This is a genomic window from Sphingopyxis sp. 22461 (assembly GCF_052044915.1).
Classification (GTDB): domain Bacteria; phylum Pseudomonadota; class Alphaproteobacteria; order Sphingomonadales; family Sphingomonadaceae; genus Sphingopyxis.
Window position 1 is genome coordinate 1 of the sequence record NZ_JBQENY010000002.1, and the last position, 25,127, is coordinate 25,127.

Below are 25,127 nucleotides of genomic sequence, written 5' to 3' on the forward strand. Positions count from 1 at the left end.
GTAAGCGATGTTTTCAGGCCACGGCGGTCCAGGGCATGAGGTTGCGGACGGCATTGGCGGGATGCCCGTTGGCGAGCTTGGTCAGTATTTCGGTCAGCCAAGTGTGGGGGTTGAGACCGGAGAGCTTGCAGTTTTCGATGAGCGTGGCGATGACGGCCCAGTTGTCTCCGCCTTCATCAGAGCCTGCGAAGAGGGCATTTTTGCGGTTCAAAGCGAGGGGGCGGATCGACCGCTCGACGGCATTGCTATCGAGGTCGACCCGGCCATCGTCGAGGAAGCGGGAGAGCCCGTCCCAGCGAGTGAGCGCGTAGCGGATTGCTTCACCGATCTTCGCTTTGGCGCTGACCTGACGGCTGCGGGCTTCAAGAAACCGACGCAGATCGTCGATGATGGCGCGGCTGCGCTCGCCCCGGGCTTGTTGGCGCTGTTCGGGCGGCGCACCTCGCACCTCGTCTTCGATGGCATAGAGCAAGGCGATGCGGCGCAGCACCTCGGTGGCGACCGGCGATGTGTCGGCGAGCTCGTAGAACTTGCGGCGCACATGGGCCCAGCAGAAGGCGAGCCGAATCTGCTGACGCCGCTTCGCCAGCGCGGCATAGCCGCCATAGCCGTCGACCTGCAGGATGCCCGCGAAATCGCCGAGATGGGCTTCTGCCCGCTCAGCCTTGCGGTCGGCGGCATAGACATAGGCGACCATCGGCGGATCGTTGCCGCCCCAGGGGCGATCATCGCGTGCATAGGCCCATAGCTGCCCGGTCTTGGTCCGCCCGCGTCCGGGATCGAGCACCGGCGCCGTCGTCTCGTCGGCGAACAAGCGTTCCGATCTTCGCAATCGCTCGAGGATGTGATCGCGCAAGGGGCGCAAATACCATGCCGCCCGGCCAACCCAGTCGGCCAGCGTCGAGCGATCGAGCTGGATACCTTGCCGGGCATAGATCTGTGTCTGCCGGTATAGCGGAAGATGGTCGGCATACTTGGAGACCAGCACCTGCGCGATCAGCGCTTCGGTCGGGATACCGCCCTCGACGATCCGCGGCGGTGCCGGGGCCTGCACGACCGCACCCTCGCATGAACGGCAACCGTAGCGCGGGCGGCGGGTGACGAGGACACGGAAGGTGGTCGGCACGACATCGAGGCGCTCGGCGACGTCCTCGCCGATCTGATGAAGCGCGCCGCCACAACAGACACAGGTCTTCGTCTCGACATCGACGATCTGTTCGACCCGCTCCAGATGCGTCGGCAGCGAACCCCGGTTGGTCTTCCGCGGCCGCTGTGCCGGAGCCCCGCTTGCCTTGTCGCGAGCGTGTTCGGCCGCGGCCAAGGCCGTCTCGACTTCCTCGAGGGCAAGCTGGAACTGATCGGGATCGAGCTGTTCGGACCGGCGGCCAAAACGGTGACGCTGCAGGGCGTCGATGATCGCTTGTAGACGCTCGACCTCGGCTTTGAAAATCTTGAGCGCATCGAGCTCGCGAGCCTGTTCGAGGACGAGCGCGCGAAGCGCTTCAACGTCATCGGGAAGGTCGGCTTCCATGAGCATGGAAGCAGTGAATCAGCATGGGAAGGCCGCGTCAACCGGCAATCTGCGGAGCGATCGGGCGGCGTCCGCCATGCACTCGGCGCCAGTCCAGACCTTCCAGCAGAGCGCCAAGTTGTGCCGCCGTCACACGCATCACGCCGTCCTGAATCCCCGGCCACTTGAAGCTCCCTGACTCCAGCTTCTTAGCCATCAGGCACAGGCCGGTTCCATCCCACCAGACCAGCTTGATCCGGTCGGTCCGCTTCGCCCGAAAGACGTAAATCACCCCGGAAAAGGGATCGCCGCCATACTCGGCACCGACCAACGCCGCCAACGCGTCCGGCCCTTTGCGGAAATCTACGGGCCGCGTTGCGATCATGACGCGGGCGCCAGCGCCAGGCCCGATCATCGAGCCGACCGAAGGGCTTGCACCACGGCAGCAGCCAGATCGGCCTTGGCCGTTCGCCCAATCCGGATCACGGCACCATCGATCTCCACTTCTATCGCGACATCGCTGCGTCGGGCGTTGTCGGCGACCACCGGCACGAACATCGGCTCCGCATCCATCGAGCCACGCTGGGCTTCCAGCGCGTAACGAAGCTCGCGGCGCCAGGTGTAGAGCTGGGAGGTCCGGATATCGTGCCGCTGAGCAAGCGCCGTCAGATTATCGCAATGCTGCGCTTCTGCGACGATCGCCAACTTCTGCTCCACGGTCCACGATCGGCGTCGACCGACCGTCCCACTGAACACCTCGAGGCGCCGGGCCGGCTCCGGACTAACTCCAGTGCGCGTGTCCAGTCCGGTCGTTAGCGTCGCGTCGTCCATATCCCCTCTGGTCTGCCTCAATCACGAAACCAAACAAGGTGGGGCCCGAACATCGCTTACGTTGAAACAGGACCATCGAACCCGTTCCGGATATAAGACCGTTCAGGTGAGGCAGCGTCAGGACCTTGGCTGTAAACATCAATGGCCGACCATCGCGGCTGACTAGCGTGTCGGTCGCGAGAAAAATGCCTTCATCGGTGATTGCAAAATTAAGAGCTGTAATTGGACCTCCATTACAGCCCGCGTTTTGAATGTCGGAGGTAAATTTTCGATTTCACAGCTGTGGATTAGAAGGTGCCGCGCCAGACCGCGCGAGGCAATCCACGCGTCATCCGATGGCCAATGTGATGTCAGCTGCACCCAAATTGCGCGCCACGCCTTGAACGCGGCCTCGTCTGCCGGCGGATGCCCGTGCCCAGGAGCGCGACGACGCTGCGGGTATGGACGCGGTCTTGTACAACGTTCTGAAATTGCTGATTGGGCCATCCGATCCGAGGTCTCAGTTGCGATGTTCGCCGGATCGCCGGTAATAGATGGCATCAGTTGCCCGTGCGCCCAGGCAAGGTCGCGAACTCGTCCAGCAGAGCTTTGTCCGCGGGATCATCGCTGGTGATGGGGAATCCGTCGAACCCATCATCCGCTAGACATAACCCGGGCGCGGTTCCAGCGCGAGCGCAGATGCAACCAAAACACGATCAATTTCACCGGCGCCCTATAGATTTTATTAATAGATTTCATATCACTACAGAGAGCATGTGGAATATTCTCCTGATGCCAGACTGGTCGGTTTCTGACGTCGTCATTGACGAAAACGAGGCCTATCAGATCACTGCCACCTATGAGCTCGCACCCAAAGCGTGCAAGCGATGCGGAATCCCCGGCAGCCTGAGCAAACGCGGAGGACGAACGAAGAAGTTCGTCGACGCGCCAGTTCACGGCCGGACTACGTTCATCCACGTCCACCTGACCAAATATACTTGTCGCGAGTGCGGCGCCTCATTCATGCAGCCATTGCGGGGAATGCATCACTCGTACCGAATGACCAAGCGCTTGGTCAATTACATCGAAAAACAATCTCTATTGAAACCAATCGCTCATGTTACCGAAGACACTGGTGTGCCTGAGAAAACCGTCGGAGTTATCAGCAAGGCATATCACACGCAGTTGTCTAAAAAGCACGCGCGCGATTTACGAGCGCCCCGCCACATCGGCCTTGATGAACTGAAGCTCCGCGATGTGTTTCGGGCCATCTTCATCAACCTTGACGACAGCTGGCCGTTCGAGATGCTCCCCAACCGAACCATGGCGTCTATCCGGAACTTCCTCATGCGACTACCGAACCGGGGGGACGTTGAGGCCGTCACTATGGACATGAGGTGGCAGTATAGGGCGGCGGTGAAGAGAACAATTCCGCAGGCCGCCGTTATCGTCGACCGGTGGCACATGGTTGATAAAGTGAACGATGCAATGGATGAGGCGCGTCGTCGTTATCAAAGAACCATTCACCTCGAGACAACGACTGAGTTAAAAAGCGTGAACGGGATATTTCTCAAACGACGGTCAGAGTTAAGCCCTAGCGAGGCACTCGACCTTGGAGGTTGGCTGGCCAATTCATCCAAGCTCTATGCGGCGTACGAGTCCAAAGAAGCCTTGTTGAGTATCTGGGAATTGCACGACCGCGCGACGGCAGAGGCGGCGATCGACGAATGGCGCGCATCCATACCGAACGATCCCCTGCACGTTTTCGCAGCGGTCGCGTCGGCCATCGACAACTGGCACGACGAGATCTTGAATTTTTTCGACCACGGGCGGCTAACAAATGGCAAAACCGAAGCCAGGAACGGCGCGATAAAGAGGGTATATAATTACGGCGCTGGATATGATTTTGAATCCATCAGAGCCCGCGCTCTTTTCGGAAAACGACCAGGTAGGTTGAAAGACGAAGCGGAAGCTAAGGACGAAGCTTGGCGGGCAACGAAGCCTGTCTGCTGCTCATGTGGCAATCCTCTAGACGAGGCCGCGCAGATGACAGGCTGGAAAGCGTTTTCTGGGCCACTCATGATGCCGCCGCCTCGGTTTCACCAAGACTTCGTTTGTCACGAATGCCTGAATGACGAAATCTACGACTTCCCGAGCCTCACCAGCCCCACCAGTCCACCGATAGTGTAATTGCGACATCGCCATGCGACCATAACATTTGATAGCAGACGCGATGTCAGGTTTTGACGAACCCAGCTTCCATGACTGCCTAGCAATGGGAGTATGCAGTGCACCGGCGAACATTCGATCTGGGCGGCAGATCGGTGCCCTCTTTTAGAGTGTGAGAAAATGCGCGGTTCTCGGGCATAGGCCGCTGTATCCACTCTGTGAGTAAAAAAAACGCCGAAATCCGCCATAGTGAGATCATGGGACGGCGACGGCAGGCCCTTGCACCGACCTTTCCCGATTTGGACGTGCCCACCTGCGCGGACCATCTTTACTGCTGGTTCCGTTCGATCCAGACGCCAATTCCACCAACCCCAAATCGGCATCCTTTCAACCAGCAATTTACCGAACTTCATTTGACTTTCCCGCGCCGTAAATGCGATGAATGGGCGACACGGTCGATCTGGGTCAAACGGCCGGCACGGAGACAGTAATGGCAGATGAGGACGTCGCCCCGGAACAGGGCGAGCTTGCGATCACGCGCACCGGCGATCGGCTCCGGCTGGCGCGGGAGGCTGCAGGGCTGTCGCTTGCCGATGTCGCGACCCGCACGCGCATCACCCAGCGCCATCTCGCCGCGATAGAAAAGTCCGATTATTCGGAACTTCCGGGCCGGACCTATGTCACCGGCTTCGCGCGCGCCTATGCCCGCGCCGTCGATCTTCCCGAGGCCGAGATCGGCTCCGCAATTCGCCACGAGCTCGAAGAAGACGCCTATGGCTCGCGTCCGCTGTACGAAGCCTATGAGCCGACCGATCCGGCACGCCTGCCCACCGCGCGGCTGACCTGGACCCTCGTCATCGTCACGCTGCTGCTCGCATCGGCGTATGGCGTATGGCGTTTCCTGTCGGTCGAACCCGACGAAGCCCTGATCGCGGCGCAGAATCGCGCCGCCGACGCGTCGGAAGCACCGCAGAGCGATGCTGGGGCCACCCCGGCGACCAAGGCCGCAACCGGGCAGTCCGCCGTCGCCGCGAACGCACCGGTCGTGCTGACGGGCGTTTCGGAAGTCTGGATCGGTTTCGACGACGCAAAGGGCAAGACCGAGAATTGGCGCACGCTCGACGCGGGCGAAACCTATCAGGTCCCGCCCGAATATATCGAACAGTTCACGCTGCGCACGAGCATCCCGCAGGCGCTCAAGGTCACCGTCGGCGGCCGCGACATCGGCCCGATCGGCCCCGCCGACACGCTGGTCAAGAATGTCTCGCTGAAGCCCGCGGATCTGGTGGCGCGCGCCGAAGGCAATGGCGCACCGGCACCGGCGGCGGGACCGCGCCCCAAGGGCTGAACCGCCGATCAATCGGGCCGGCTCGAGCGGCAGTGCACCGAAATGGGTTTGCGCTGCCGTGCTTTGCCGCGTTATGAGCAACGAAATGGTTAATTAGTGGGGACCTAACGGCAGATGATGATGCGTCAGATCACTTTCCTTGGAGCGGCAACGGTCGCGCTCGTGGCGGCGATGCCCGCGGCGGCGCAGGATACTGCGGTCGTCAAGCGGGTCGAACGGCTTGAAAAGGAAATGCGCGCGGTCCAACGGTCGGTCTTCCCGGGCGGCAGCCCGACCTTCTTCGAGGGCGAGATCGCGCCCGACAACACGCCCGGCGAACGCGCGCGCACCAATGCTCCGGTGATCGACCTGACCGCGCGCGTCGACGCGCTCGAATCGCAGTTGCAGGCACTCACTGGCCAGACCGAACAAAATGCCTTCCAGCTCCGTGAACTCGAAAAGCAGTTCACCGCCTACAAGGCCGAAATGGACAAGCGCTTCGCCGATCCCGCAGTCGAAGCCGCCCCCACCGCGACGCCCGCCAGCCTCGCCCCGGCGGTGAAGCCGCCGGCAGCGGCGACCACGGTCGCGGCCACCCCGGTGAAGAAGCCCGCCGACAAGCCGGCGGCAAAGCCCGCGACCACCGACGCCGCGCGGCTCGCGCTCGTCCAGAAGGTTGAGGTCCCGGCCAGCGGCAACGAAACCAAGGACGCATACGACTATGGCTATCGCCTGTGGGAAGCGAAGCTCTATCCCGAAGCGCAGGCGCAGCTGAAGACCGTCGTTACCAAATGGCCGAAGAGCAGCCAGGCGAGCTTTGCGCAGAATTTGCTCGGCCGCTCCTATCTCGACGAAGGCAAGCCGAGCCTTGCCGCGGTCGCCTTTTACAATAATTACAAGGATCGCCCGAGCGGCGCACGCGCGCCGCACAGCCTGATGTACATGGGCGTCGCGCTCGACAAGCTCGGCCGCAAGGCCGACGCGTGCAAGGCGTTCCGCGAACTCGACGAAGTCTATGGCGACAAGGCGCCGCAGGATGTCCGGACCGATGCTGCCGCCGCAAAAACAAAAGCAGGTTGCTGACCGCGACGCCGCGGACCGGCTCGCCGGCGATCTCGCCGCGCTCGTCGGGTCCGACTGGCACCGCCTCCACTATGGCGTCGCCGTTTCGGGCGGGCCCGACAGCATGGCGCTGCTCTGGCTGATGGCGTCGCTGCTGCCCGGACAGGTCTGGGCAGCGACGGTCGACCATGGCCTGCGCAAGGGCTCGGACGATGAGGCGCGCATGGTCGCGAGCTTTTGCGAACGCGAGCATATTCCGCATTCGACGCTGCGGCCACCCGCTCCGATCAAAGGCTCGTTGCAGGCCGCGGCGCGCACCGAACGCTACCGCCTGCTCGAACAATGGCGCGAGGCCAAGGCACTCAACCAGATCGTCACGGCGCACCATGCCGACGATCAGTTGGAGACGATCGTCATGCGGCTCAACCGCAGCAGCGGCGTCGGCGGGCTTGCCGCGATCCGCGCGCGCAATGGGGCAATCCTGCGCCCGCTCCTGCACTGGCGGCGCAGCGAGCTTGTCCATCTGGCGCTCGAAAACGACCTGCCCTTCGTCGACGATCCGTCGAACAGCGACAATCGCTTCGATCGGGCGAGGCTGCGTCACGCGCTTCAGTCGCAGACCGCGCTCGACCCTGCTGCCGCGGCCAAATCGGCGGCGTGGCTCGCCGAAGCCGACGAGGCGCTCGACTGGGCGGTCGAACGGCTGATTGCTTCCTGGCCCGATGCGTCGGACGTCGCGGTGATCCGCAACGACGGCTATCCGCCCGAGATGTTTCGCCGCATCGTCGCGCAGCGGTTGCGCGCCAACGCGCCGCAGCTCGTGCTGCGCGGTGCCTCGCTCGACGGCGTGATCGCCGCGATGCACGAAGGGCGGCGAGCGATGGTCGGCGCGCTCTTGATCGATGCGGTGCGCGGCCTCGAAGGGACGATCTGGCGCATTTCCGCGGCGCCGCGCAGGAAAGCAGCGAAAAAGGGCTGATTGCCTCATTGTCATTTAACCCGATTATCCTATCTTGTGCGGATAGGAGCGCAGTACCGCGCCGTTGAGGAACGAATCCGAATGCAGGACGACAAGGAACCGCAGGGCAATCCCTGGATGAAGAGCGTGATGATCTGGAGCGGCATTCTGCTTGCGATGCTCCTCGTCGCCTCGATGTTCGGCGGCGCTTCGCAGCCTGTCGGCAATCCGCTTGCCTATTCCGAGTTCCGGCAAAAGGTCGAGGAAGGCGCCGTCAAGGACGTCGTGCTGTCCGAAGACAAGGTGACGGGCACGCTGTCGAACGGCGACCGTTTCAGCGCCAACGTCGTGCGCGATCCCGAACTGCTCAAGATGCTCAACGACAATGGCGTCAAATATGACGGCAAGGCGACCGAAGCGCCGAATTTCTGGATGTATATGCTCGTCCAGTCGCTGCCCTTCCTGCTGATCCTCGGCATCGCCTTTTTCGTCTTCCGCCAGGTCCAGAAGAACAACGGCTCGGGCGCGATGGGCTTCGGCAAATCGCGCGCCAAGATGCTGACCGAAAAGCAGGGCAAGGTGACCTTCGACGACGTCGCGGGCATCGATGAAGCACGCGAAGAGCTCGAAGAAATCGTCGAGTTCCTGCGCGATCCGACCAAATTTTCGAAACTCGGCGGTCAGATTCCGAAGGGCGCGTTGCTCGTCGGCTCGCCCGGCACCGGCAAGACTTTGCTCGCCCGCGCAATCGCGGGTGAAGCAGGCGTTCCCTTCTTCACCATTTCGGGTTCGGACTTCGTCGAAATGTTCGTCGGTGTCGGCGCATCGCGCGTCCGCGACATGTTCGAACAGGCCAAGCGCAACGCGCCGTGCATCGTCTTCATCGACGAAATCGACGCGGTCGGCCGCCATCGCGGCGCCGGCCTCGGCAACGGTAACGACGAGCGCGAACAGACGTTGAACCAGCTTCTCGTCGAAATGGACGGCTTCGAAGCCAATGAAGGCATCATTATCGTCGCGGCAACGAACCGCCCCGACGTGCTCGATCCCGCGCTGCTGCGTCCGGGCCGCTTCGACCGCCAGGTCGTCGTGCCGCGCCCCGACATCGAGGGCCGCCAGAAGATCCTTGAAGTCCACACGCGCAAGAAGCCGCTCGCACCCGACGTCGACCTCCGCCGCGTCGCGCGCGGAACCCCGGGCTTCTCGGGCGCCGATCTGGCCAATCTTTGCAACGAAGCTGCGCTGCTTGCCGCGCGCAAGGGCAAGCGCCTGATCGCCAACGACGAGTTCGAAGAGGCGAAGGACAAGGTCATGATGGGCGCCGAACGCCGCTCGATGGTCATGACCGAGGACGAAAAGAAGTCGACCGCCTATCACGAGGCCGGCCACGCGCTCGTCTCGCTGCACGTCGACGGCTGCGATCCGCTGCACAAGGTCACGATCATCCCGCGCGGCCGCGCGCTGGGCGTGACGTGGAACCTGCCTGAACGCGATCGTTATTCGACCAATATGAAGCAGATGAAGGCGCGCCTTGCGCTCTGCTTCGGCGGCCGCATCGCCGAACAGCTGATCTACGGCAAGGACGAGCTCAACACCGGCGCGTCGAACGACATCCAGCAGGCGACCGACATGGCGCGTTCGATGGTCATGGAATATGGCATGTCCGAAAAGCTCGGCTGGCTGCGCTATCGCGACAATCAGGACGAGGTATTCCTCGGCCATAGCGTGTCGCGCGCGCAGAATATGTCGGAAGAGACCGCCAAGCTGATCGACGCCGAAGTCCGCCGCCTCGTCGAGGAAGGCGAAAAGGTCGCGCGCAAGGTGCTGACCGACAATATCGACGAGCTTCATCTGCTCGCCGGTGCGCTACTCGAATATGAGACGCTGTCGGGCGAGGAATCGAAGCGCGCGATCAAGGGCGAAGACATCGGCCGCGAAGACGAAGCCGGCAAGCGCGGCACCCCGGTGTCGGGCCATGCCGGCGGCATCCCGCAGATCAAGCGCAAGCCGCGCCCGTTCGGTGACGCCAACCCGCAGGGCGCCTAGGCTTTCCGCCTAGCTCCTTCGATTCAGGGACTATTCATTGGGTGGGGGCAAGTTGCGGCATATGACCAAAGGGACATATGCACGCATCTTGCCTGCCCTGCTCGCCGCCCCCTTCCTCTGTGCGATGGCGCCAGGCGACATGAGCGTCGCGGCATTCCTCGCGCGCGCAGCCTCGCTCGAACGGCTCGGCCCGCTGGCGCTCGCGACCCCGCAGGGAAACCAGCTCAAGGGCGAAGTGGTCGCCGCGGGCAAACGCTATAAGGCGCGGATCGATGCCGAACGCCGCGCCGGTCGCAAGACGACAAGTTGCCCCCCGGAATCGGGGAGCCTGACCCCCGATCAATGGCTGTCCCACCTGCGCAGTTATCCCGTCTCGGCACGCAAGTCGGTCAGCGTCTATTCGGCGTTCGATGCGCTGATGAAGAAACGCTATCCCTGCCCCGTTTGATGCGTCAAAGGTGCGGCCAGGACCAAAGGAGACGGCGATGATCGGCAAAGCGTGGAATGCCCTGGCCTTGGCGGCCGTTTTTGCGGCGGGCATTCAGCCGGCGGCGGCGCAGGGTACCGGCTCGTTGACAAGCAAGATCGAACTCGAAAAATCGACCGCGTCGTCGGACGGCCAACCGCCGAAAAAGACCTATGTTGCACCCGATGTGGTCGTCCCGGGCGACCGCGTCCGCGTAGCGCTCACCTTCACCAACAACGGCGCAGCCCCCGCGGCAGGGCTCAATTTGGTCAATCCGATCCCCGAGGGCCTTATGTTCGACGACACCGCCGATACGGCGGGTTTCGGCGTTTCGACCGACGGCGGCAAGACGTTCGGCGCGCTCGCGGCGCTGACGGTGCCCGTCGGCGGCGCGGCGCCCCGTCCCGCGACGGCCGCCGATGTGACGCATGTCCGCTGGCTGTGGCCCGATGCGATCGCCCCGGGGCAAAGCCGCTCGGTCGCTTTTTTCGGCCGGGTTCGGTGAACCGCTAGATGACCATTTATTGCGATGAATCGGGTGGTCTCAACGCCGGCGCGATGACCTTTTCGGCGGTGATGCTGACCCCCAAGGCCGCGGCGGACATCCACGCGCGCTTTCGTGGCGTGACCGGACTGCGCGGCGAACTCAAGGGCAGCCGCATCAGCGTTGTCGAACGCGCCTATCTGCTCGAACTCTTCGACCGCGCCGGCGGCCGCGCCTGGGTGGCCGTCGCCGAACGCGACAAGCTCGCGCAAAACCCGGGCGGCACGCTGCCCAGCGACCTCGCGCTCTATGGCGCGTTGCTCAACAGTGCGGTTGGCCACTGGCTGCCCGAAACCGGCGGGGTCTGTACCGACGTCGTGATCGACGACGGACGCTATGATCCGAAGATCCTTTCGCATGTACGCGAAGAGATACAGGCGGGGCTCGGCCAATGGGGCCGTGCGTCGCTGGCCGACAGCAAACGCAGCGACGGGGTCCAGATCGCCGACGTGATCGCGAACAGCCTGTTCAATATCACGGTCGGTTCGCCGCGCGCGCATCGCATCCAGCGGATCATCGAACCCATGCTGGCGTCAAAGGCCATCCGCATTGCCGAGTTGACCGAGGTCGACTGACACAAAAAGGGCCGCAGTTTCCTGCGGCCCCCTTGGTGATCGGATTATACAGCGCTTATTCGAAGTCGCTGCCACCACCCGCGGGGCTGCGCGGCGGCGCAGCGGCGGTCAGGCGAAGCGCTTCGGCCGAGCGGCTGATCGAGCTGATTTCATCGGGCGTATCGTCATCGTCGACGACGACCTTCTGCATCGAACCGACGAGCGTTTCCTTCAGATCCTTCGGACGCACGGTCTGTTCGGCGATCTCGCGCAGCGCGACGACCGGGTTCTTGTCGCGGTCGCGATCGACGGTCAGCTCCGAACCGCCCGAAATCTCGCGCGCGCGATGCGCGGAGAGCAGGACCAGGTCGAAACGGTTGGGAACTTTGTCGACGCAATCCTCGACGGTAACGCGGGCCATATTGTTTCCTTAGGTATAGGAGAGGCCAGCCCTTTGGAGGGGCATGGCGGCAAGCGCTGCGCGCTAGCAGCACCGGCGGGCGATGTCAATCAAAGCGCTGCCCTTGCGGGCTTTGCAGACACCGGCCTATGAGCGGTTGATGACCGAAGCCTGCGCACCCGTCGACTTGTCCGAACGACTGACGGCGGACGTGGCTGGTCACCGGCTCGAGCTGATCTTCGACGGCGGCGAGCGGCTGACCCGGCTGCTCGACCTGATCAACGGCGCGGCGCACAGCATCGACATCATCATGTATATTTTCGAGGGCGACGCCGCGGGCGTGCGCATCGTCGACGCCTTGCTGGTCGCCGCCAGACGCGGCGTGCGCGTGCGCGCGGTTATCGACAGCTTCGGGTCGGGCGACACGCCCGACGGCCTGTTCGCGCCGCTTCGCGAAGCCGGCGGCAGCGTTACCTTTTTCTCGCGCCGCTGGCGCTCGACCTATTTGATCCGCAACCACCAGAAACTGGTCCTGATCGACGATCATGTGGCGGTAACCGGCGGCTTCAACATCGCCGACGATTATCTGAGCCCCCCGCGCAGCGATTGCTGGTTCGACATCGGGATGATCGTCAAGGGACCGAGTATCGCACGCGCGGCGCTATGGTTCGACGAAATCCATGATTACACCGTCAACAACGACGGCAAACTGCTGATGTTGCGGCGACTGATCCGCGAATGGCCGATCGACAATGGCGCGATATCCTGGCTGGTCGGCGGCCCCACCCAGCGGCTGTCGCCCTGGGCCCGCGCGGTGCGCGCTGACCTCGAAAACGCGCGCCAACTCGACATGGCGATGGCCTATTTTTCCCCGGGCCAGGGCATGCTCCGCCGCCTCGGACGCGTCGCGCAGCGTGGGCGGGCGCGCTTCGTGATGGCAGGCAAATCGGACAATGCAGCAACGATCGGCGCATCGCGCCTGCTCTACGGCTATTTGCTGCGCAAATCCGCCGATGTGTGTGAATATCAGCCGTGCAAACTGCACATGAAGCTGATCATCATCGATGATGTCGTCTATATCGGCTCGGCCAATTTCGACGTGCGCAGCCTGTTCGTGAATGTCGAGGTGATGGTGCGGATCGCCGACGCGGGCTTTGCCCGACAGATGCGCGGTTTCGTCGCGGAAATGCGGTCCGATTGCGAAGTCATCACACCGAATTCGCACAAGGCGCGCGCCGGTTGGCTGACGCGCATCCGCTGGACGCTCGCCTGGTTCGTGGTCGGCATCGTCGATTATACGGTGTCGCGAAAATTGAACTTCGGGCTCGGCGATCCCGACCCGGAAGTTTAGTCCTTCCAGCCCCAGAACAGGAAGCAGGGCGGGACATTGACCCATTCGAACGCATTGTCGATGCGATTGAAGTGGACGGCCAGGAAATCGCGCGCGCGAGCGCGGAACTGATAGACAAGGAACGCGCCGCCGGGGCGAAGCACGCGGTACGTCGCGGCGGCAATCGCCGGGCCGACGCCGGCGGGAAGCGTCGAAAAAGGCAAGCCCGAAAGGACATAGTCGGCGTGCTCGAAACCATGCGCGCGTACGATCTCTTCGACATCAGAGGCCGAGCCGTGGACCGCGATGAAGCGGCTGTCGCGGATGTCCTTACGCAGATAGTCGATGAAATCCTCGTTGGTGTCGATCGCGATCAGCGTCGCATCGCCGGCCATATGTTCGAGTATGGGGCGGCAAAATGTGCCGACGCCCGGGCCATATTCGACGAAGAGCTTCGTGTTCTTCCAGTCGACGGGCTTCAGCATGTGGCGGATCAGCGTCGGCGACGACGGCACGATCGATCCCACCATGACCGGATGCTTGATGAAGCCGCGGACGAACATGCCCCACGGTCCGAAAAAGCGTTTTACGCCTTCGCGAACCCGGCGGGTCAGCGGGGCTTTTGTTTCTTGGGCCTGCGCCCGCGGATTGGTCATGTTGGCTTTCGCGTTGTTGCGGTTACCAAAGGCGTGGCAAAATCGGCGCGTTGGCGCAAGGAAAGAGTCTGTCTTGACTCTAGACAGCGGGGCGCCCGCGTGTAGGGAGAAGCGGCGTTACCGACCAAAGCCAAGGAGGGGGCGAACATGGCGACGACATCGCATTCCATCCCCTCCGACCGTATGGCGGTGCTCTTCGCGGTGATGCTGGTCGCCGCCGCGGGCAACACCGCGATGCAATCGATCCTGCCCGCAATTGGCGCCAAATTGCGCATCCCCGACGTCTGGGTCAGCCTGGCGTTCAGCTGGTCGGCGCTGCTCTGGGTGCTCACCGCGCCGCATTGGGCGCGCCAGTCGGACAAGCGCGGCCGCAAGGCATTGATGGCGCTCGGCGTTATCGGCTTCCTGTCGTCGATGGCCTTGTGCGGGCTGACCCTCTGGGCCGGGCTTCAGGGCTATCTCGCTGCAGGGGTCACCTTCATCGTCTTTGCGGTGTTTCGCAGCCTCTACGGCGGCTTCGGCTCGGCCTCGCCCCCCGCGGTACAGGCTTATGTCGCAGCGCGCACCGACCCCGCGCAGCGGACGCAGGCGCTTTCGCTCGTTTCCTCGTCCTTCGGGCTCGGCACCGTCATCGGCCCCGCGATCGCTCCCTTCTTCATCCTGCCGATCGTCGGCCTCGCCGGGCCCTTGCTCGTCTTTGCGCTGATCGGCCTCGGCGTGCTCGTCATGCTGCGCTGGCGCCTGCCCGACGACATGCCCCGCTATGCCGCGCGCGGCGCGATCGTTTCCTATCCCACCACGGGTGGCTCACCGCAGACCGCCGCCGAAGAAGCCGAGGACCAGATCATCGATCAGGCCGTCGATACCCCTCCCCTTCGCTGGACCGATACGCGCGTGCGGCCGTGGTTGCTCGCCGGCTTGTTCGGCGGGCAGGCGCAAGCGATGGTGCTCGGCGTGATCGGCTTCCTGATCCTCGACCGCCTGCACCTCCGCCTGCGTCCCGACGAGGGCGCCGCGATGACGGGGATCGTATTGATGGCGGGCGCCTTCGCAACGCTGCTGTCGCAATGGGGATTGATCCCGCTGCTCAAGATGTCGCCGCGTACCGCGGTGCTTTGCGGCGCCAGTCTCGGCGGGCTCGGGACGGTGATGACCGGCCTGTCTTATGACTTCCACGGCATCATCATCGGCTTCGCCCTCGCCTCGCTCGGCTTCGGGCTGTTCCGTCCCGGTTTCACCGCGGGCGCGTCGCTATCGGTGCCGCGCCGCGATCAGGGCAGCGTCGCGGGGATGACCGCATCGATCAACGGGTCGGCCTATATCGTATCGCCCGCGGTCGGGGTGCTGCTCTATAATTGGCATCCGATGGCCGCTTACGGCCTGATGGCGGGCTTTTGCGGCTGGCTGGTCCTGTGGGGCTGGTCGGCGCTGAAACCGAACCAGCCCAAGGAACAACAGCTTTAGTCGGCCGTATCGTCGTGCTTGCGCTCGCGCACGGGCTTGAGCATGCCGGGCGCGAAGAAGCCGATCGGATCGACGCTCATCGCGGCCTGCTTGATCTCGCCCTGGATCTTTTCATAATCCTTTTCCATCGCCTCGGTCACCGAGGCGCGGGTGTCCTTCAGCGCCGCTTCGAAATCTTCCATCGTCACCGTGTCGCTGTCGAGCGACCGCTTGAGCGCGGCAAGCCCCGCGCGGCGCGTCAGATCTTCAAGGTCGGCACCAGTGAAGCGGTCCGACTTTTCGGCGAGCACCGCGAGGTCGACATCCTTCGCCAGCGGCATCTTGCCGGTCTGGATTTCGAGGATGCGGCGGCGCCCTTCCTTGTCGGGCACCGCGACGTAAATCAGTTCATCGAGCCGGCCCGGACGAAGCAACGCCGGGTCGATCAGATTCGGACGGTTGGTGGCGCCGATGACGACCACCGACTGCATCTCCTCGATCCCGTCCATCTCGGCGAGGATCGTGTTGACGACGCGTTCGGTCACCTGTGGTTCGCCCGACGCGCCGCTGCCGCGTGCTGGCACCAGACTGTCGAGTTCGTCGATGAAGATAATCGTCGGCGCAACCGCGCGTGCGCGGGCGAACAGACGCGCGATCTGCTGCTCGCTCTCGCCATACCATTTCGAAAGTAAATCCGACGATTTGATCGAGATGAAGTTCGCATCGGATTCGCGTGCCGCCGCCTTCGCCAACAGGGTCTTGCCGGTTCCGGGGGGCCCATAAAGCAGGAAGCCCTTCGCCGGACGAATGCCGAGCCGACGAAAGGCCGCAGGGTTCTTCAGCGGCAGTTCGATCCCCTCGATCAGCTTGTCGCGCGCGGCGTCGAGCCCGCCGATGTCGCTCCACCGCGTCTTCGGCGCCTGCACCATCACTTCGCGCATCGCCGACGGCTGGACGCGTTTCAGCGCGTTGTTGAAGTCCTCACGCGTGACGCGCAATTCCGCGAGCACCTCGGGGGGGATCGTGCCTTCCTCAAGGTTGAGCTTGGGCATGATCCGCCGCACCGCCTCGATCGCGGCTTCGCGCGTCAGCGCCGCCATGTCGGCGCCGACGAAGCCGAAGGTCGTGCGCGCAAGTTCGGCAAGGTCGACATTCTCGGCGAGCGGCATGCCGCGCGTATGGATGCCTAGGATCTCGCGCCGGCCGCTTTCGTCGGGAACGCCGATCACGATTTCGCGGTCGAAACGGCCCGGACGCCGCAGCGCCTCGTCGATCGCGTCGGGGCGATTGGTCGCCGCGATGACGACAAGGTTCGTTCGCGGCTCCAGCCCGTCCATCAACGTCAGCAATTGCGCGACGAGGCGCTTCTCGGCTTCGCCCTGCACCTGCCCGCGTTTCGGCGCGATCGAATCGATCTCGTCGATGAACAGGATCGACGGTGCAGCCTTCGCGGCCGCCTCGAACACGTCGCGCAGCCGCTTTTCGGACTCGCCATAGGCGCTGCCCATGATCTCGGGCCCGTTGATCAGGAAAAATTGCGCGTCGCTTTCATTGGCGACCGCGCGCGCCAGCCGCGTCTTGCCTGTTCCCGGCGGCCCATGCAGCAACACGCCGCGCGGCGGATCGACGCCGAGGCGCTGGAACAGTTCGGGATAGCGCAGCGGCAGTTCGACCATTTCGCGAAGCTGGTCGATCGTATCGCCAAGCCCGCCGAGATCGTCGTAAGTGACGTCGGTGCGGCGCGCGTCGTGCGGCTCCTGATATTCGGGAAGCAGTTCGATTTCGGTATTCTCGTCAATGAAGACGATTCCCTTGGGGGTCGCCGATACGACGAGCAGGCGTACTTCGGCGAGCGCATAGGCGGGCGCGTTGAGCATCTGGCGAAGCTGCGGCGGCATGTCGCCCGACTCCAGCCGCTGCTGCCCTGCGGTCGCAACCGTATCGCCTGCGACCACCGGCCGGCCGAAGAAGCTGCGCTTCAAGGCATTGGCCGAGCCCTGCAGGCGAAGATTCTCCTGCGCCGGAGCGAATATGACGCGCGTCGCGGGGCGCGGTTCCACGCGGCTCAGCACAACCATATCGCCCGCGCCCGCGCCCGCATTGGCGCGCAGCAGGCCGTCGAGCCGGATGACTTCCAGCCCTTCATCCTCGGCATAGGGAAGCACGACGCGCGAGGCTGTCTCGCGTTTGCCGCTGATCTGGACGATATCGCCTTCGGTGACGCCAAGTTCGGCCATCGCGGAGCGCGGAATACGGGCGATTCCTCCCCCGCTTTCTTCGGCGCGTGCATTCGCCACCTGCAGTTTGACCTGTTTTTCTTTTACCGCTGCGTCGGCCAAGGCGTGTCTCCCGCAAAATAGTCAGAATGCCGAAGATAGGATGGTCGTTCCCGATTTGCGACCCCCGGCACCACAGCCATTTATGACGCACTGCACAAAATTCTGGCATGTCCGGCAAGGTCATGTCATCATCGGCACCCGATATGCCACGCCTTCCCCCCATCAGCAGCATGGAGGCCTTTCTCGAGGTCGCCCGCCACGGCACGGTCAAGGCGGCCGCAATCGAACTCGGCCTGTCGATGCCCGCTTTGTCGCGCCGCATCCAGACGCTAGAGCACACCGTCGGCCGCCCGCTGTTCAACCGCCACCACCACGGGCTCAGCCTGACCGAAGCGGGCCGGGCGCTGCACGAACAATTGTCGCCGATTCTCGACGAATTGCGTAACGTGATCGAACAGGTCGGCAGCCCCGACGCCTCGCTGCGCCTGCACCTCAACGTCCTGCCGCTTTTCGCGCAGCAGCGCCTGTTCCCCCGGCTTCCCGAGCTTCGGCGCCAGCACCCCGAACTGCATATCGACATCGACACCATGTCGCATGCCGAAGCCCGGCTGGGCGACGGCATCGACGCCGCGATCGCGCTCGCACGCTCGATCGACCCCGTGCTCTATGCCGCGCGGCTCGACCAGGACAAGGTGTTCCCGATTGCCTCGCGGACATTGACCGACGGCGATCGCGCGATCGCCGTGCCCGAACAGATGCAACGGATGACCGTCCTGCTCCATCGCGAGATGCCGGAGACCTTCGCCGAGTGGAAAAAGGCGATCGGCATGCCCTATCTGGAGCCGGCAGGGATCGATTATTTCGATTCGGGACCGCTGATGCTCGAAGCTGCGGCGCAGGGGATCGGCGTCGCCTTCATGCATGGCCATCATTTCGACGATGCGCACGACCCGCGCCTCGTCCGCCTGTTCGATTTCGACGTCGATAGCCCGTACAGCTATTGGTTCGTGTGCCGCCCCCGCGCGCTGCGCCAGCCGGCGGTCAAGCTGTTCCACGACTGGTTGCTCGCCGCGAAGATATAGCATCATGAATACGATGCGGACAGGCACGACGGACCCGTCGACGACGGGAATTGCACTCGCCACATAAGTGCGCGACAAGGCTGCGACCCTCTAAGCTTCATCAAGCTCGGGAAGGCTGCAAAATGGATCTGGTGAATTTCGCACGTCGTTCGCGGTTCATCCGTTCGGTCTTTTCGCTCCCGTTATATGGGCGGAACAGGTGGATGGGATATCGGCAGGCGCCCGCCAGAGCCGTTCTCGATCGCGTCGAGGGTCTCGTCGCATCGGATGTCCGGCTGAGAGTCGAAGAGTTTGACGGCGAATTCATACTGGGGCCGCGCTCGCATATCCTTCGGCGTCTTCTTTCCCAGGGCTTTTACGAACCCCAATTGGTGCAGCTTTTCCTGTCCCATCTGACGCCCGATCGTGATGTTGTCGATGTTGGCGCGAACGTCGGCTTTTTTTCGGTTCTGGCGGCGAAGCGGCTGACGACGGGGCGCGTCCTCGCCGCAGAGCCCACAACGGCCGCATTTTCGCGCCTCTCGCAAAATGTCACGATCAACGATGTCGAGACGAAGGTCATATTGTACAACGGCCTGGTGTCGAACGAGGCGAGTTTGGCGACGCTGGACATCGTTCCGGGCCGCGAAGAATATTCGTCCATGGGAGGAATCGTGCACCCGTCGGTAGTTGGCCAGGCCGTGCAGACCGAAACGGTTCAGGCCAGGCCCCTCGACAGCCTCGTCGCCGAGAATGGGCTGCGGCCTGCCGTCATAAAGGTGGACGTCGAAGGCGCGGAAGGCATGGTCTTCGAGGGCGCGCAACAGACTTTGCGCGATTATCGGCCTGTGGTCCTTTCCGAATTCAGCCGCCCGTTGCTCGCAAGGAACGGATCGTCACCCGAAGCGATTATCGCGCTCTTCGATCGCTGCGGCTACGATGTCCACAATCCCTTCGATCGATCCGCGAGCGCCGGCGCGATCGATTTCGACGAGATCATCGCAATTCCCCGTCCGGCCTGAAAACCCTGACCTGATCGGCTAGCACGCCTGCTCTGCGGGCTCGGGACGTCCGATTCCGGAACGCGCGACAGGATTATCCGGTCTTCGCCGATTGCGGATATTCAGCATGGTTTGCGCGGTAAAACTGCGACGACCTTGCGCGTCGTTTTCAACGCGCCGGCTGCTGTGCGAACTTCCGAGCTCTTCAGGAAAATGGTGCTGCTGGACAGGATTGAACTGTCGACCTCGTCATTACCAATGACGCGCTCTACCACTGAGCTACAGCAGCAACCGGGATGCCGGCAAACGGATGTTCGCTGGGCAGGCGCGGCCTATGACGGGGCGCCTTGCGCCTGTCAAGGTGCGAGGCTTGACGATATGGCGATTTCGCGGGCATGGCTCATGGCGTGAGCAAGACGCCCTCCCCCTCCGATATCGAACGCGAACGCCGCCTCGCCGAGGCGCTGCGCGCCAATCTGCGCAAGCGCAAGGCGCAGGCGCGCGATAGCAAGGCCGAAACACCGCCTAAAGACTGACGGTCACCGTCACGTCGTCGCCCTCGGCGATCCCCTCGGCCTTTCGCACCATCGCCTTGACCGGCAGCAACCAGCCGCCACTTTCCTTGTGCGGAAAGACCGACGTCTTCCAACGCGTGCCGCCGATATTCGCCTCGACACGCGCAGATCCGAATCCCTTTCGCCCGTCGAGCCACTGCCCGGTCATCGCCGCCATGCGAATCCCATCGGCCGCCTCACCGGCGATCGTGACGAAGAACCACGCGGCGGGCGCAGTCGCCGATTGCCAGCGCCACAGCGGCGTCGTGACGGTAAACTCCTCCAAGGAATTACTTCGCGGCGACCGGGCGTACCGGCACCGGGATATTGCAAATATCGGCACCGCCCGCGGGCGTGATGAAGAAGGGATCGCGCCGGTTTGCGCGCGCATCGACATATCGGCCGAAGCTGTCGCTTTCGGTCGACAGATATTCGAATTTCGGCTGCTCGGCCGCCGGCAATTCGCTCGCGATGCGGATCGACGCGATGGGTGTGCGTTCGGCGTCGGTCTTGTAGAAACCAAGCGCCTCCGTCCCGCGTGGCAGGCTCGAAAGATGCTCGATCCCGCTGATGACGCGGCCGACAACGGCGATGTTGCGATCGAGATGGCGTGGGGCGTGTCCGATCACGGCATAGAGTTCGGCGCCGCTGCCGGTATCAGGTGACATATTTCGTCCGACGCCGACCGTCGCGTAACAGTGGAGCGGCCACCTCCTGTCGGGGACTCCGCGATCGTCGAGACCGATCGGCCAGCCCGATTCGAACGCCACCGTCGGGGCATAAGCATCGGCGTCCGGGTCGAAACCATCTCCGAATATGGCGGTGGCCTCTTTCATCCTCGCCGCCCGTCGTGCCGCTTCATCCTTTGACATGACTATGACCGTTTTTCCCTCCACGGTGGTTTCGGCGCTCGCCGGGTCGGCGACGACATAGTCAACCTCGGGAACCATCGCCAAACCCGCCGGCAACGCCTTCTTCTCGGTCGCATCGCCCCATTGCGCGACATAATTGTCCTGCACGCGGTTGACGCTCGTTCCGTCCCACCAGTGCGCGGCGGCGAGCTTGCGGATATTGCCGATCCATCCCTGACTGAACGGCGCTGGCATCAGCTGGATGACAACGCGGCGCGGCTTGCCCTTCGCATCGGGCGCGAGGTCCATCACCAGCAGGTCCGACGGTGCAATGGCGACCCAGGCGCTCGCCGGCGCCGCAGCGGCAATCTCTCCCGGCGAGGGGATTGGTGCGGGCTCCGCGCCATATGCGGGAAGGATGAGCGACGCGGCAGCAACGGCCGACAGGAGCAGATGTTTCATAGCCGATGTCTGCCATGCCCAATCGGCTTGCGAAAGCCCCGCCAAGCGATTAGGGCGCCCGTTCCAGAGCATGCGGAGCGGTGGCCGAGTGGTCGAAGGCGCTCGCCTGGAAAGTGAGTATACGTCAAAAGCGTATCGAGGGTTCGAATCCCTCCCGCTCCGCCACCCGAACAATATTCCGGTCAAATCGGCACGATCCTCGGTGAGCCTCCGCTTTTCGCGTGGTCAACAGGGCCAAGCAGCCGTTGATCCATTTGTGGTCGAAAATGTCAAAATCCGGGCACGATATGTTAGCTTGGATGCTCGAAACACGATCCCCCTAGCGGTTTCGAACGCCACGCCGTAAAGGCGCGGCCATGCGGATCGCGATCATCGACACCAGCACGACGCGCGCGGCGATCATCTCCGATGGTTTGCGCGAGGCGGGGCTCGACGATCTGGTGCTGATCGATCCGGCGGGCGCGCTGGTCGCGCAAATCGAAGCGGCGAAGCCCGAAGTCATATTGGTCAATCTGGAAAATCCCAGCCGCGACCTGCTCGAGGATTTCTTTGCCATGTCGCGCGCGCTCGCCCGGCCGATCGCGATGTTTGTCGACCAGAGCGATACCGAGGCGACCGGCGCCGCGATCGACGCGGGGGTGTCGGCCTATGTCGTCGACGGCCTGTCGAAGCAGCGGATCAAACCCGTCATCGACCTTGCGGTGCGCCGTTTTCAAGCCTTTTCGCGGCTCCAGCGCGAGCTCGACGAAGCCAAAAATGCCCTGGCCGAACGCACGGTGATTGATCGCGCCAAGGCCATCCTGATGAAACGCCGCACCATCGACGAGCCCGCCGCCTACGCGCTGCTGCGCGGCCAGGCGATGCGCACCAACCGCCGGATCGCCGAGATCGCCGAGGCGATTGTCACGAGCGACGCGCTCCTGGGAGAGATGGAATGAGCGCCGAAACATTCCGCATCGGATTCCTGCCGCTGGTCGACGCCGCGCTGCCCATCCTCGCCCACGAGCTGGGTTTCGCAGCACGCGAGGGCGTGACCATCGAACTGGTCCGCGACATGACATGGGCGACGGTGCGCGACCGGCTGCTCTATGGCCACACCGACGCGGCGCACATGATCGCGCCGCTCGCGATCGCGACCGCGCTCGGCCGCGACCGGCCGGCGGTGCCGATGGCGGTGCCCTTCGTGCTCGGTCTCAACGGCAATGCCGTGACCTTTTCGACCCGGCTCGCGAAAGATGTCGGGCTCGGCGATACACTCGGCGACCCCGCGGCGATCGGCGTAGTGCTCGAACGCGTCGCCGCCGCGCGGAAGGTGGCGGGCAAACCGCTACGCTTTGGCGTGGTGCACCGCTACTCCAGCCATAATTACATGCTGCGCTACTGGCTCGCCGGGGTGGGCATCCGCCCCGACGCCGACGTTGAGATCGTCGTGACCAGCCCGCCCTTCGCCGCCGATGCACTCGCCGCGGGCGAGGTCGACGGCATATGCGTCGGCGAGCCGTGGAACTCGATCGCGGTCGAGCGCGGCGTCGGACATATCGCGCTCGCCACCGCGCAAATCTGGCGCCGCGGCGTCGAAAAGGTCCTCGCGATGCGCGAAGCCGTCATCGACGAGCGGCGCGATGCCGTCGAGGCGCTGCTGCGCGCGCTCCACGCCGCCGCCGCCCATTTCGTAGCACCCGGCACCGCCGAAGAAAGCGCCGACATATTGGCGCGGGCCGAATATCTGGGCGCCTCGCGCGATGCGGTGCTGCGCGCGATCACCGACCGCATCCGCCTCGTCCCCGGCGGCGAACCGATCCACTATCCCGACTTCATGTTCCAGTATCGCGAAGCCGCGAATTTCCCGTGGCGCAGCCAGGCCGCATGGCTTTATTCGCAGATGCTTCGGTGGGACCGGGCCGACTATTCGGCCGCCGATGCCGCGACAGCCGCCGCGGTGTTCCGCCCGGACGTTTATCGCGCCGCACTGGCGGGGTCGGGCGCGCCTCTTCCCGGCGCCAGTTCGAAGCTCGAAGGCGGGATCGGCGAGCCCCTTGGCGCCGGGTCGACACAGGGCCGCCTTGTGCTCGGCAGCGACCGCTTTTTCGACGGGCGCGCCTTCGATCCCGACGATATTCAAGGCTACCTATCTGATTTTAGCTAGGTTTATTCCTGCATTCGAATTTATGCTGCACCTGCGAAATAACAAGTTGCGTGCCATCTGCGAATCAGGCAGTTTAAACGCACTCGGCGACGCTGCCGGGGCAGGATAAAGCGGCTACGGCTCCAACGACGGGGCCGGTCCGCGCGGCAGGCAGGGAGCCTTTTCCCTGCACTCCAACAGGCAATGAAGCCGTCAGGATGCGCCCGCGTGGCCGCCGTCCTGGCGGCTTTTTTATTGCCCGTCGCACAAGGGGACGGACGATGACGGACATGATGAACGGCGCCAGCGCCGGAGCAAAATCGAACTTCTGGGCCAGCGGCCACTGGCCGACACTGGTCGCGGCCTTTCTCTATTTCGACCTCGCCTTCATGGTGTGGGTCATCCTCGGGCCGCTCGCCCCCGCGATTTCTGAAGACCTCGGGCTCACCCCGGCGCAAAAGGGGCTGATGGTTGCGGTGCCGACACTGGCGGGCGCGTTGCTCCGCGTCGTCAACGGCCTGCTCGTCGACCGCATCGGGCCGAAGCGGTCGGGCGCGATCAGCCAGATCATCGTCATCGCCGGGCTGTTTTCCGCGTGGGCGATGGGGGTTTCTAGTTTTGCCGGCACGCTCGCGCTGGGCATCATCCTCGGCTTCGCGGGCGCGAGTTTCGCCATCGCATTGCCCCTCGCCAGCCGCTGGTATCCGCCCGAGCATCAGGGCAAAGCGATGGGCCTCGCCGGCATGGGCAATTCGGGCGTTGTGCTTGCCGCGCTTTTCGCACCCGGGCTCGCCAAGCTGTTCGGCTGGAACGCCGTGCTCGGACTTGCGTGCATCCCGCTGACGATTGTCTTCTTCGTCTATCTCGCGATGGCGAAGGACGCGCCGAACGCGCCAGCACCGAAGAAGCTGGCTCATTATTTCGAACCGCTCAAGACCGCCGACGCCTGGTGGCTAATGGCCTTTTACGCGGTGACCTTTGGCGGCTTCGTCGGGCTCGCGGCGTCGCTGCCGATCTATTTCACCGACCAGTTCCACCTGACCCCGGTGATGGCGGGTTATTGCACCGCGGGCTGCGTCTTCGCCGGATCGCTCGTGCGTCCGATGGGCGGCGCGCTCGCCGACCGGATCGGCGGAGTGAAAGCGCTGATGATGGTCTTCGTCGTCGCGGCGCTGGCGATTGCCGGGGTGCCGCAGGCCGACACGCTGCCAGCCGCGCTCGGCCTGTTCGTGATCGCGATGCTCGCGCTCGGCACCGGGAATGGCTCGGTCTTCCAGCTCGTGCCGCAGCGCTTTTCGGCCGAAATCGGCGTAATGACCGGGCTTGTCGGCATGGCGGGCGGGGTCGGCGGTTTCTACCTCGCCTCCTCGCTCGGCTTCGCCAAGCAATGGGCGGGCACCTTCGCCCCGGGTTTCTATATCTTCGCCGGCCTTGCGGTGGTCGCGCTGGTCGCGCTGCTCTTCGTCAAGGGCCAGTGGCGCCGGACGTGGGGCGCGGCCGAAGGCGTGCGGATCTGATC

Annotated in this window: 24 protein-coding genes and 2 tRNA genes; 17 read left to right on the forward strand and 9 right to left on the reverse strand. The window is 63.8% G+C overall.

Translation table 11 applies throughout. The annotated features are described in order from the left end of the window. Positions 1 to 13: 13 nt before the first annotated feature. Genes tnpC through ACTJI5_RS02500 form a run of 3 tightly spaced genes read right to left on the reverse strand, consistent with a single transcriptional unit; the run spans position 14 to position 2,341 of the window. On the reverse strand, positions 14 to 1,537 hold the full coding sequence (gene tnpC / locus ACTJI5_RS02490; RefSeq protein WP_440859285.1) for an IS66 family transposase: 1,524 nt from the start codon (positions 1,535 to 1,537) through the stop codon (positions 14 to 16). A gap of 31 nt (positions 1,538 to 1,568) precedes the next feature. Continuing rightward, positions 1,569 to 1,895: an IS66 family insertion sequence element accessory protein TnpB gene (gene tnpB, locus ACTJI5_RS02495; RefSeq protein WP_440859286.1), complete on the reverse strand. Its 327-nt coding sequence runs from the start codon at positions 1,893 to 1,895 to the stop codon at positions 1,569 to 1,571. A 26-nt stretch (positions 1,896 to 1,921) separates the two neighbouring features. Beyond that, positions 1,922 to 2,341, reverse strand: a complete 420-nt coding sequence (locus ACTJI5_RS02500; RefSeq protein WP_440859287.1) for a transposase — start codon at positions 2,339 to 2,341, stop codon at positions 1,922 to 1,924. A gap of 753 nt (positions 2,342 to 3,094) precedes the next feature. Between ACTJI5_RS02500 and ACTJI5_RS02505 the strand changes: the two genes are divergently transcribed. From ACTJI5_RS02505 to ACTJI5_RS02540, 8 genes are all read left to right on the forward strand, one after another. Continuing rightward, positions 3,095 to 4,510, forward strand: a complete 1,416-nt coding sequence (locus ACTJI5_RS02505; protein ID WP_440859288.1) for an ISL3 family transposase — start codon at positions 3,095 to 3,097, stop codon at positions 4,508 to 4,510. Between the two features lie 469 nt (positions 4,511 to 4,979). Continuing rightward, entirely contained in the window at positions 4,980 to 5,837 is an 858-nt protein-coding gene (locus ACTJI5_RS02510) for a helix-turn-helix domain-containing protein (protein WP_440859289.1), read from the forward strand. 114 nt (positions 5,838 to 5,951) lie between these two features. Further along, positions 5,952 to 6,899 carry a tetratricopeptide repeat protein gene (locus tag ACTJI5_RS02515; protein ID WP_440859290.1) on the forward strand — a complete coding sequence of 316 codons (948 nt, stop codon included), beginning with the start codon at positions 5,952 to 5,954 and terminating at the stop codon, positions 6,897 to 6,899. Further along, positions 6,853 to 7,857, forward strand: coding sequence for a tRNA lysidine(34) synthetase TilS (tilS, locus tag ACTJI5_RS02520; RefSeq protein ID WP_440859291.1), 1,005 nt, complete (start codon positions 6,853 to 6,855; stop codon positions 7,855 to 7,857). The genes ACTJI5_RS02515 and tilS overlap by 47 nt, the downstream gene beginning before the upstream one ends. Positions 7,858 to 7,938: 81 nt before the next feature. Then, positions 7,939 to 9,882: an ATP-dependent zinc metalloprotease FtsH gene (gene ftsH / locus ACTJI5_RS02525; RefSeq protein ID WP_058538299.1), complete on the forward strand. Its 1,944-nt coding sequence runs from the start codon at positions 7,939 to 7,941 to the stop codon at positions 9,880 to 9,882. Positions 9,883 to 9,943: 61 nt separating this feature from the next. Beyond that, positions 9,944 to 10,330 (forward strand): hypothetical protein, encoded by a 387-nt coding sequence (locus tag ACTJI5_RS02530; protein WP_440859292.1) that lies wholly within the window; start codon positions 9,944 to 9,946, stop codon positions 10,328 to 10,330. Positions 10,331 to 10,367: 37 nt separating this feature from the next. Then, a complete protein-coding gene (locus tag ACTJI5_RS02535) occupies positions 10,368 to 10,853 on the forward strand; it encodes a hypothetical protein (RefSeq protein WP_440859293.1) in 486 nt (161 codons plus the stop codon). A gap of 8 nt (positions 10,854 to 10,861) precedes the next feature. Continuing rightward, complete coding sequence (locus tag ACTJI5_RS02540) at positions 10,862 to 11,467, forward strand: DUF3800 domain-containing protein (RefSeq protein WP_440859294.1); 606 nt, start codon at positions 10,862 to 10,864, stop codon at positions 11,465 to 11,467. Positions 11,468 to 11,522: 55 nt separating this feature from the next. Here ACTJI5_RS02540 and rpoZ read toward each other — a convergent pair whose 3' ends face one another. Beyond that, complete coding sequence (rpoZ, locus tag ACTJI5_RS02545; RefSeq protein ID WP_037515032.1) at positions 11,523 to 11,867, reverse strand: DNA-directed RNA polymerase subunit omega; 345 nt, start codon at positions 11,865 to 11,867, stop codon at positions 11,523 to 11,525. Positions 11,868 to 12,006: 139 nt separating this feature from the next. On the opposite strand from rpoZ, the gene ACTJI5_RS02550 reads away from it, so the two are divergent. After that, entirely contained in the window at positions 12,007 to 13,197 is a 1,191-nt protein-coding gene (locus ACTJI5_RS02550) for a phospholipase D-like domain-containing protein (RefSeq protein ID WP_310254071.1), read from the forward strand. On the opposite strand, the gene ACTJI5_RS02555 is transcribed toward ACTJI5_RS02550, so the two are convergent. Beyond that, the gene (locus ACTJI5_RS02555; protein ID WP_440859295.1) at positions 13,194 to 13,832 is read right to left on the reverse strand and encodes a class I SAM-dependent methyltransferase; all 639 of its coding nucleotides are present in this window, start codon (positions 13,830 to 13,832) and stop codon (positions 13,194 to 13,196) included. The two genes, ACTJI5_RS02550 and ACTJI5_RS02555, sit on opposite strands and share 4 nt — an antisense overlap. Positions 13,833 to 13,979: 147 nt before the next feature. Here ACTJI5_RS02555 and ACTJI5_RS02560 point away from each other — a divergent pair, with 147 nt between their 5' ends. Beyond that, complete coding sequence (locus tag ACTJI5_RS02560; RefSeq protein ID WP_440859296.1) at positions 13,980 to 15,296, forward strand: MFS transporter; 1,317 nt, start codon at positions 13,980 to 13,982, stop codon at positions 15,294 to 15,296. Here the strand turns inward: ACTJI5_RS02560 and ACTJI5_RS02565 are convergent. Further along, a complete protein-coding gene (locus ACTJI5_RS02565) occupies positions 15,293 to 17,614 on the reverse strand; it encodes a CDC48 family AAA ATPase (protein WP_439511820.1) in 2,322 nt (773 codons plus the stop codon). The two genes, ACTJI5_RS02560 and ACTJI5_RS02565, sit on opposite strands and share 4 nt — an antisense overlap. A gap of 143 nt (positions 17,615 to 17,757) precedes the next feature. Here ACTJI5_RS02565 and ACTJI5_RS02570 point away from each other — a divergent pair, with 143 nt between their 5' ends. After that, complete coding sequence (locus tag ACTJI5_RS02570) at positions 17,758 to 18,636, forward strand: LysR substrate-binding domain-containing protein (RefSeq protein WP_058538588.1); 879 nt, start codon at positions 17,758 to 17,760, stop codon at positions 18,634 to 18,636. A 122-nt stretch (positions 18,637 to 18,758) separates the two neighbouring features. Beyond that, entirely contained in the window at positions 18,759 to 19,637 is an 879-nt protein-coding gene (locus tag ACTJI5_RS02575) for an FkbM family methyltransferase (RefSeq protein ID WP_440859297.1), read from the forward strand. Between the two features lie 193 nt (positions 19,638 to 19,830). Here the strand turns inward: ACTJI5_RS02575 and ACTJI5_RS02580 are convergent. Continuing rightward, a tRNA-Thr gene (locus tag ACTJI5_RS02580) sits at positions 19,831 to 19,905 on the reverse strand. A gap of 118 nt (positions 19,906 to 20,023) precedes the next feature. On the opposite strand from ACTJI5_RS02580, the gene ACTJI5_RS02585 reads away from it, so the two are divergent. Then, positions 20,024 to 20,152 (forward strand): hypothetical protein, encoded by a 129-nt coding sequence (locus ACTJI5_RS02585; RefSeq protein ID WP_269433257.1) that lies wholly within the window; start codon positions 20,024 to 20,026, stop codon positions 20,150 to 20,152. On the opposite strand, the gene ACTJI5_RS02590 is transcribed toward ACTJI5_RS02585, so the two are convergent. Both ACTJI5_RS02590 and ACTJI5_RS02595 read right to left on the reverse strand, forming a co-directional pair. Further along, on the reverse strand, positions 20,142 to 20,456 hold the full coding sequence (locus ACTJI5_RS02590; protein WP_440859298.1) for a DUF1905 domain-containing protein: 315 nt from the start codon (positions 20,454 to 20,456) through the stop codon (positions 20,142 to 20,144). The genes ACTJI5_RS02585 and ACTJI5_RS02590 overlap by 11 nt on opposite strands. Before the next feature lie 4 nt (positions 20,457 to 20,460). Continuing rightward, positions 20,461 to 21,483, reverse strand: coding sequence for a peptidylprolyl isomerase (locus tag ACTJI5_RS02595; protein WP_440859299.1), 1,023 nt, complete (start codon positions 21,481 to 21,483; stop codon positions 20,461 to 20,463). A gap of 74 nt (positions 21,484 to 21,557) precedes the next feature. Here ACTJI5_RS02595 and ACTJI5_RS02600 point away from each other — a divergent pair. The 4 genes from ACTJI5_RS02600 (at position 21,558) to ACTJI5_RS02615 (ending at position 25,125) form a co-directional block, all read left to right on the forward strand. Beyond that, a tRNA-Ser gene (locus tag ACTJI5_RS02600) sits at positions 21,558 to 21,648 on the forward strand. A 191-nt stretch (positions 21,649 to 21,839) separates the two neighbouring features. Next, on the forward strand, positions 21,840 to 22,421 hold the full coding sequence (locus ACTJI5_RS02605; RefSeq protein WP_440859300.1) for an ANTAR domain-containing response regulator: 582 nt from the start codon (positions 21,840 to 21,842) through the stop codon (positions 22,419 to 22,421). Further along, positions 22,418 to 23,629 carry a CmpA/NrtA family ABC transporter substrate-binding protein gene (locus ACTJI5_RS02610; RefSeq protein WP_440859301.1) on the forward strand — a complete coding sequence of 404 codons (1,212 nt, stop codon included), beginning with the start codon at positions 22,418 to 22,420 and terminating at the stop codon, positions 23,627 to 23,629. Before ACTJI5_RS02605 ends, ACTJI5_RS02610 begins: the two co-directional genes overlap by 4 nt. 260 nt (positions 23,630 to 23,889) lie before the next feature. Continuing rightward, positions 23,890 to 25,125 carry a nitrate/nitrite transporter gene (locus ACTJI5_RS02615; RefSeq protein ID WP_440859302.1) on the forward strand — a complete coding sequence of 412 codons (1,236 nt, stop codon included), beginning with the start codon at positions 23,890 to 23,892 and terminating at the stop codon, positions 25,123 to 25,125. Positions 25,126 to 25,127: the final 2 nt, after the last annotated feature.

Excerpts from the sequence above, each read along its gene's own strand:
- tnpC (WP_440859285.1), bottom strand. The coding sequence starts at position 1,537 with ATGCTCATGGAAGCCGACCTTCCCGATGACGTTGAAGCGCTTCGCGCG.
- tnpB (WP_440859286.1), bottom strand. The coding sequence starts at position 1,895 with ATGATCGCAACGCGGCCCGTAGATTTCCGCAAAGGGCCGGACGCGTTG.
- ACTJI5_RS02500 (WP_440859287.1), bottom strand. The coding sequence starts at position 2,341 with ATGGACGACGCGACGCTAACGACCGGACTGGACACGCGCACTGGAGTT.
- ACTJI5_RS02505 (WP_440859288.1), top strand. The coding sequence starts at position 3,095 with ATGTGGAATATTCTCCTGATGCCAGACTGGTCGGTTTCTGACGTCGTC.
- ACTJI5_RS02510 (WP_440859289.1), top strand. The coding sequence starts at position 4,980 with ATGGCAGATGAGGACGTCGCCCCGGAACAGGGCGAGCTTGCGATCACG.
- ACTJI5_RS02515 (WP_440859290.1), top strand. The coding sequence starts at position 5,952 with ATGATGATGCGTCAGATCACTTTCCTTGGAGCGGCAACGGTCGCGCTC.
- tilS (WP_440859291.1), top strand. The coding sequence starts at position 6,853 with ATGTCCGGACCGATGCTGCCGCCGCAAAAACAAAAGCAGGTTGCTGAC.
- ftsH (WP_058538299.1), top strand. The coding sequence starts at position 7,939 with ATGCAGGACGACAAGGAACCGCAGGGCAATCCCTGGATGAAGAGCGTG.
- ACTJI5_RS02530 (WP_440859292.1), top strand. The coding sequence starts at position 9,944 with ATGACCAAAGGGACATATGCACGCATCTTGCCTGCCCTGCTCGCCGCC.
- ACTJI5_RS02535 (WP_440859293.1), top strand. The coding sequence starts at position 10,368 with ATGATCGGCAAAGCGTGGAATGCCCTGGCCTTGGCGGCCGTTTTTGCG.
- ACTJI5_RS02540 (WP_440859294.1), top strand. The coding sequence starts at position 10,862 with ATGACCATTTATTGCGATGAATCGGGTGGTCTCAACGCCGGCGCGATG.
- rpoZ (WP_037515032.1), bottom strand. The coding sequence starts at position 11,867 with ATGGCCCGCGTTACCGTCGAGGATTGCGTCGACAAAGTTCCCAACCGT.
- ACTJI5_RS02550 (WP_310254071.1), top strand. The coding sequence starts at position 12,007 with ATGACCGAAGCCTGCGCACCCGTCGACTTGTCCGAACGACTGACGGCG.
- ACTJI5_RS02555 (WP_440859295.1), bottom strand. The coding sequence starts at position 13,832 with ATGACCAATCCGCGGGCGCAGGCCCAAGAAACAAAAGCCCCGCTGACC.
- ACTJI5_RS02560 (WP_440859296.1), top strand. The coding sequence starts at position 13,980 with ATGGCGACGACATCGCATTCCATCCCCTCCGACCGTATGGCGGTGCTC.
- ACTJI5_RS02570 (WP_058538588.1), top strand. The coding sequence starts at position 17,758 with ATGCCACGCCTTCCCCCCATCAGCAGCATGGAGGCCTTTCTCGAGGTC.
- ACTJI5_RS02575 (WP_440859297.1), top strand. The coding sequence starts at position 18,759 with ATGGATCTGGTGAATTTCGCACGTCGTTCGCGGTTCATCCGTTCGGTC.
- ACTJI5_RS02595 (WP_440859299.1), bottom strand. The coding sequence starts at position 21,483 with ATGAAACATCTGCTCCTGTCGGCCGTTGCTGCCGCGTCGCTCATCCTT.
- ACTJI5_RS02605 (WP_440859300.1), top strand. The coding sequence starts at position 21,840 with ATGCGGATCGCGATCATCGACACCAGCACGACGCGCGCGGCGATCATC.
- ACTJI5_RS02610 (WP_440859301.1), top strand. The coding sequence starts at position 22,418 with ATGAGCGCCGAAACATTCCGCATCGGATTCCTGCCGCTGGTCGACGCC.
- ACTJI5_RS02615 (WP_440859302.1), top strand. The coding sequence starts at position 23,890 with ATGACGGACATGATGAACGGCGCCAGCGCCGGAGCAAAATCGAACTTC.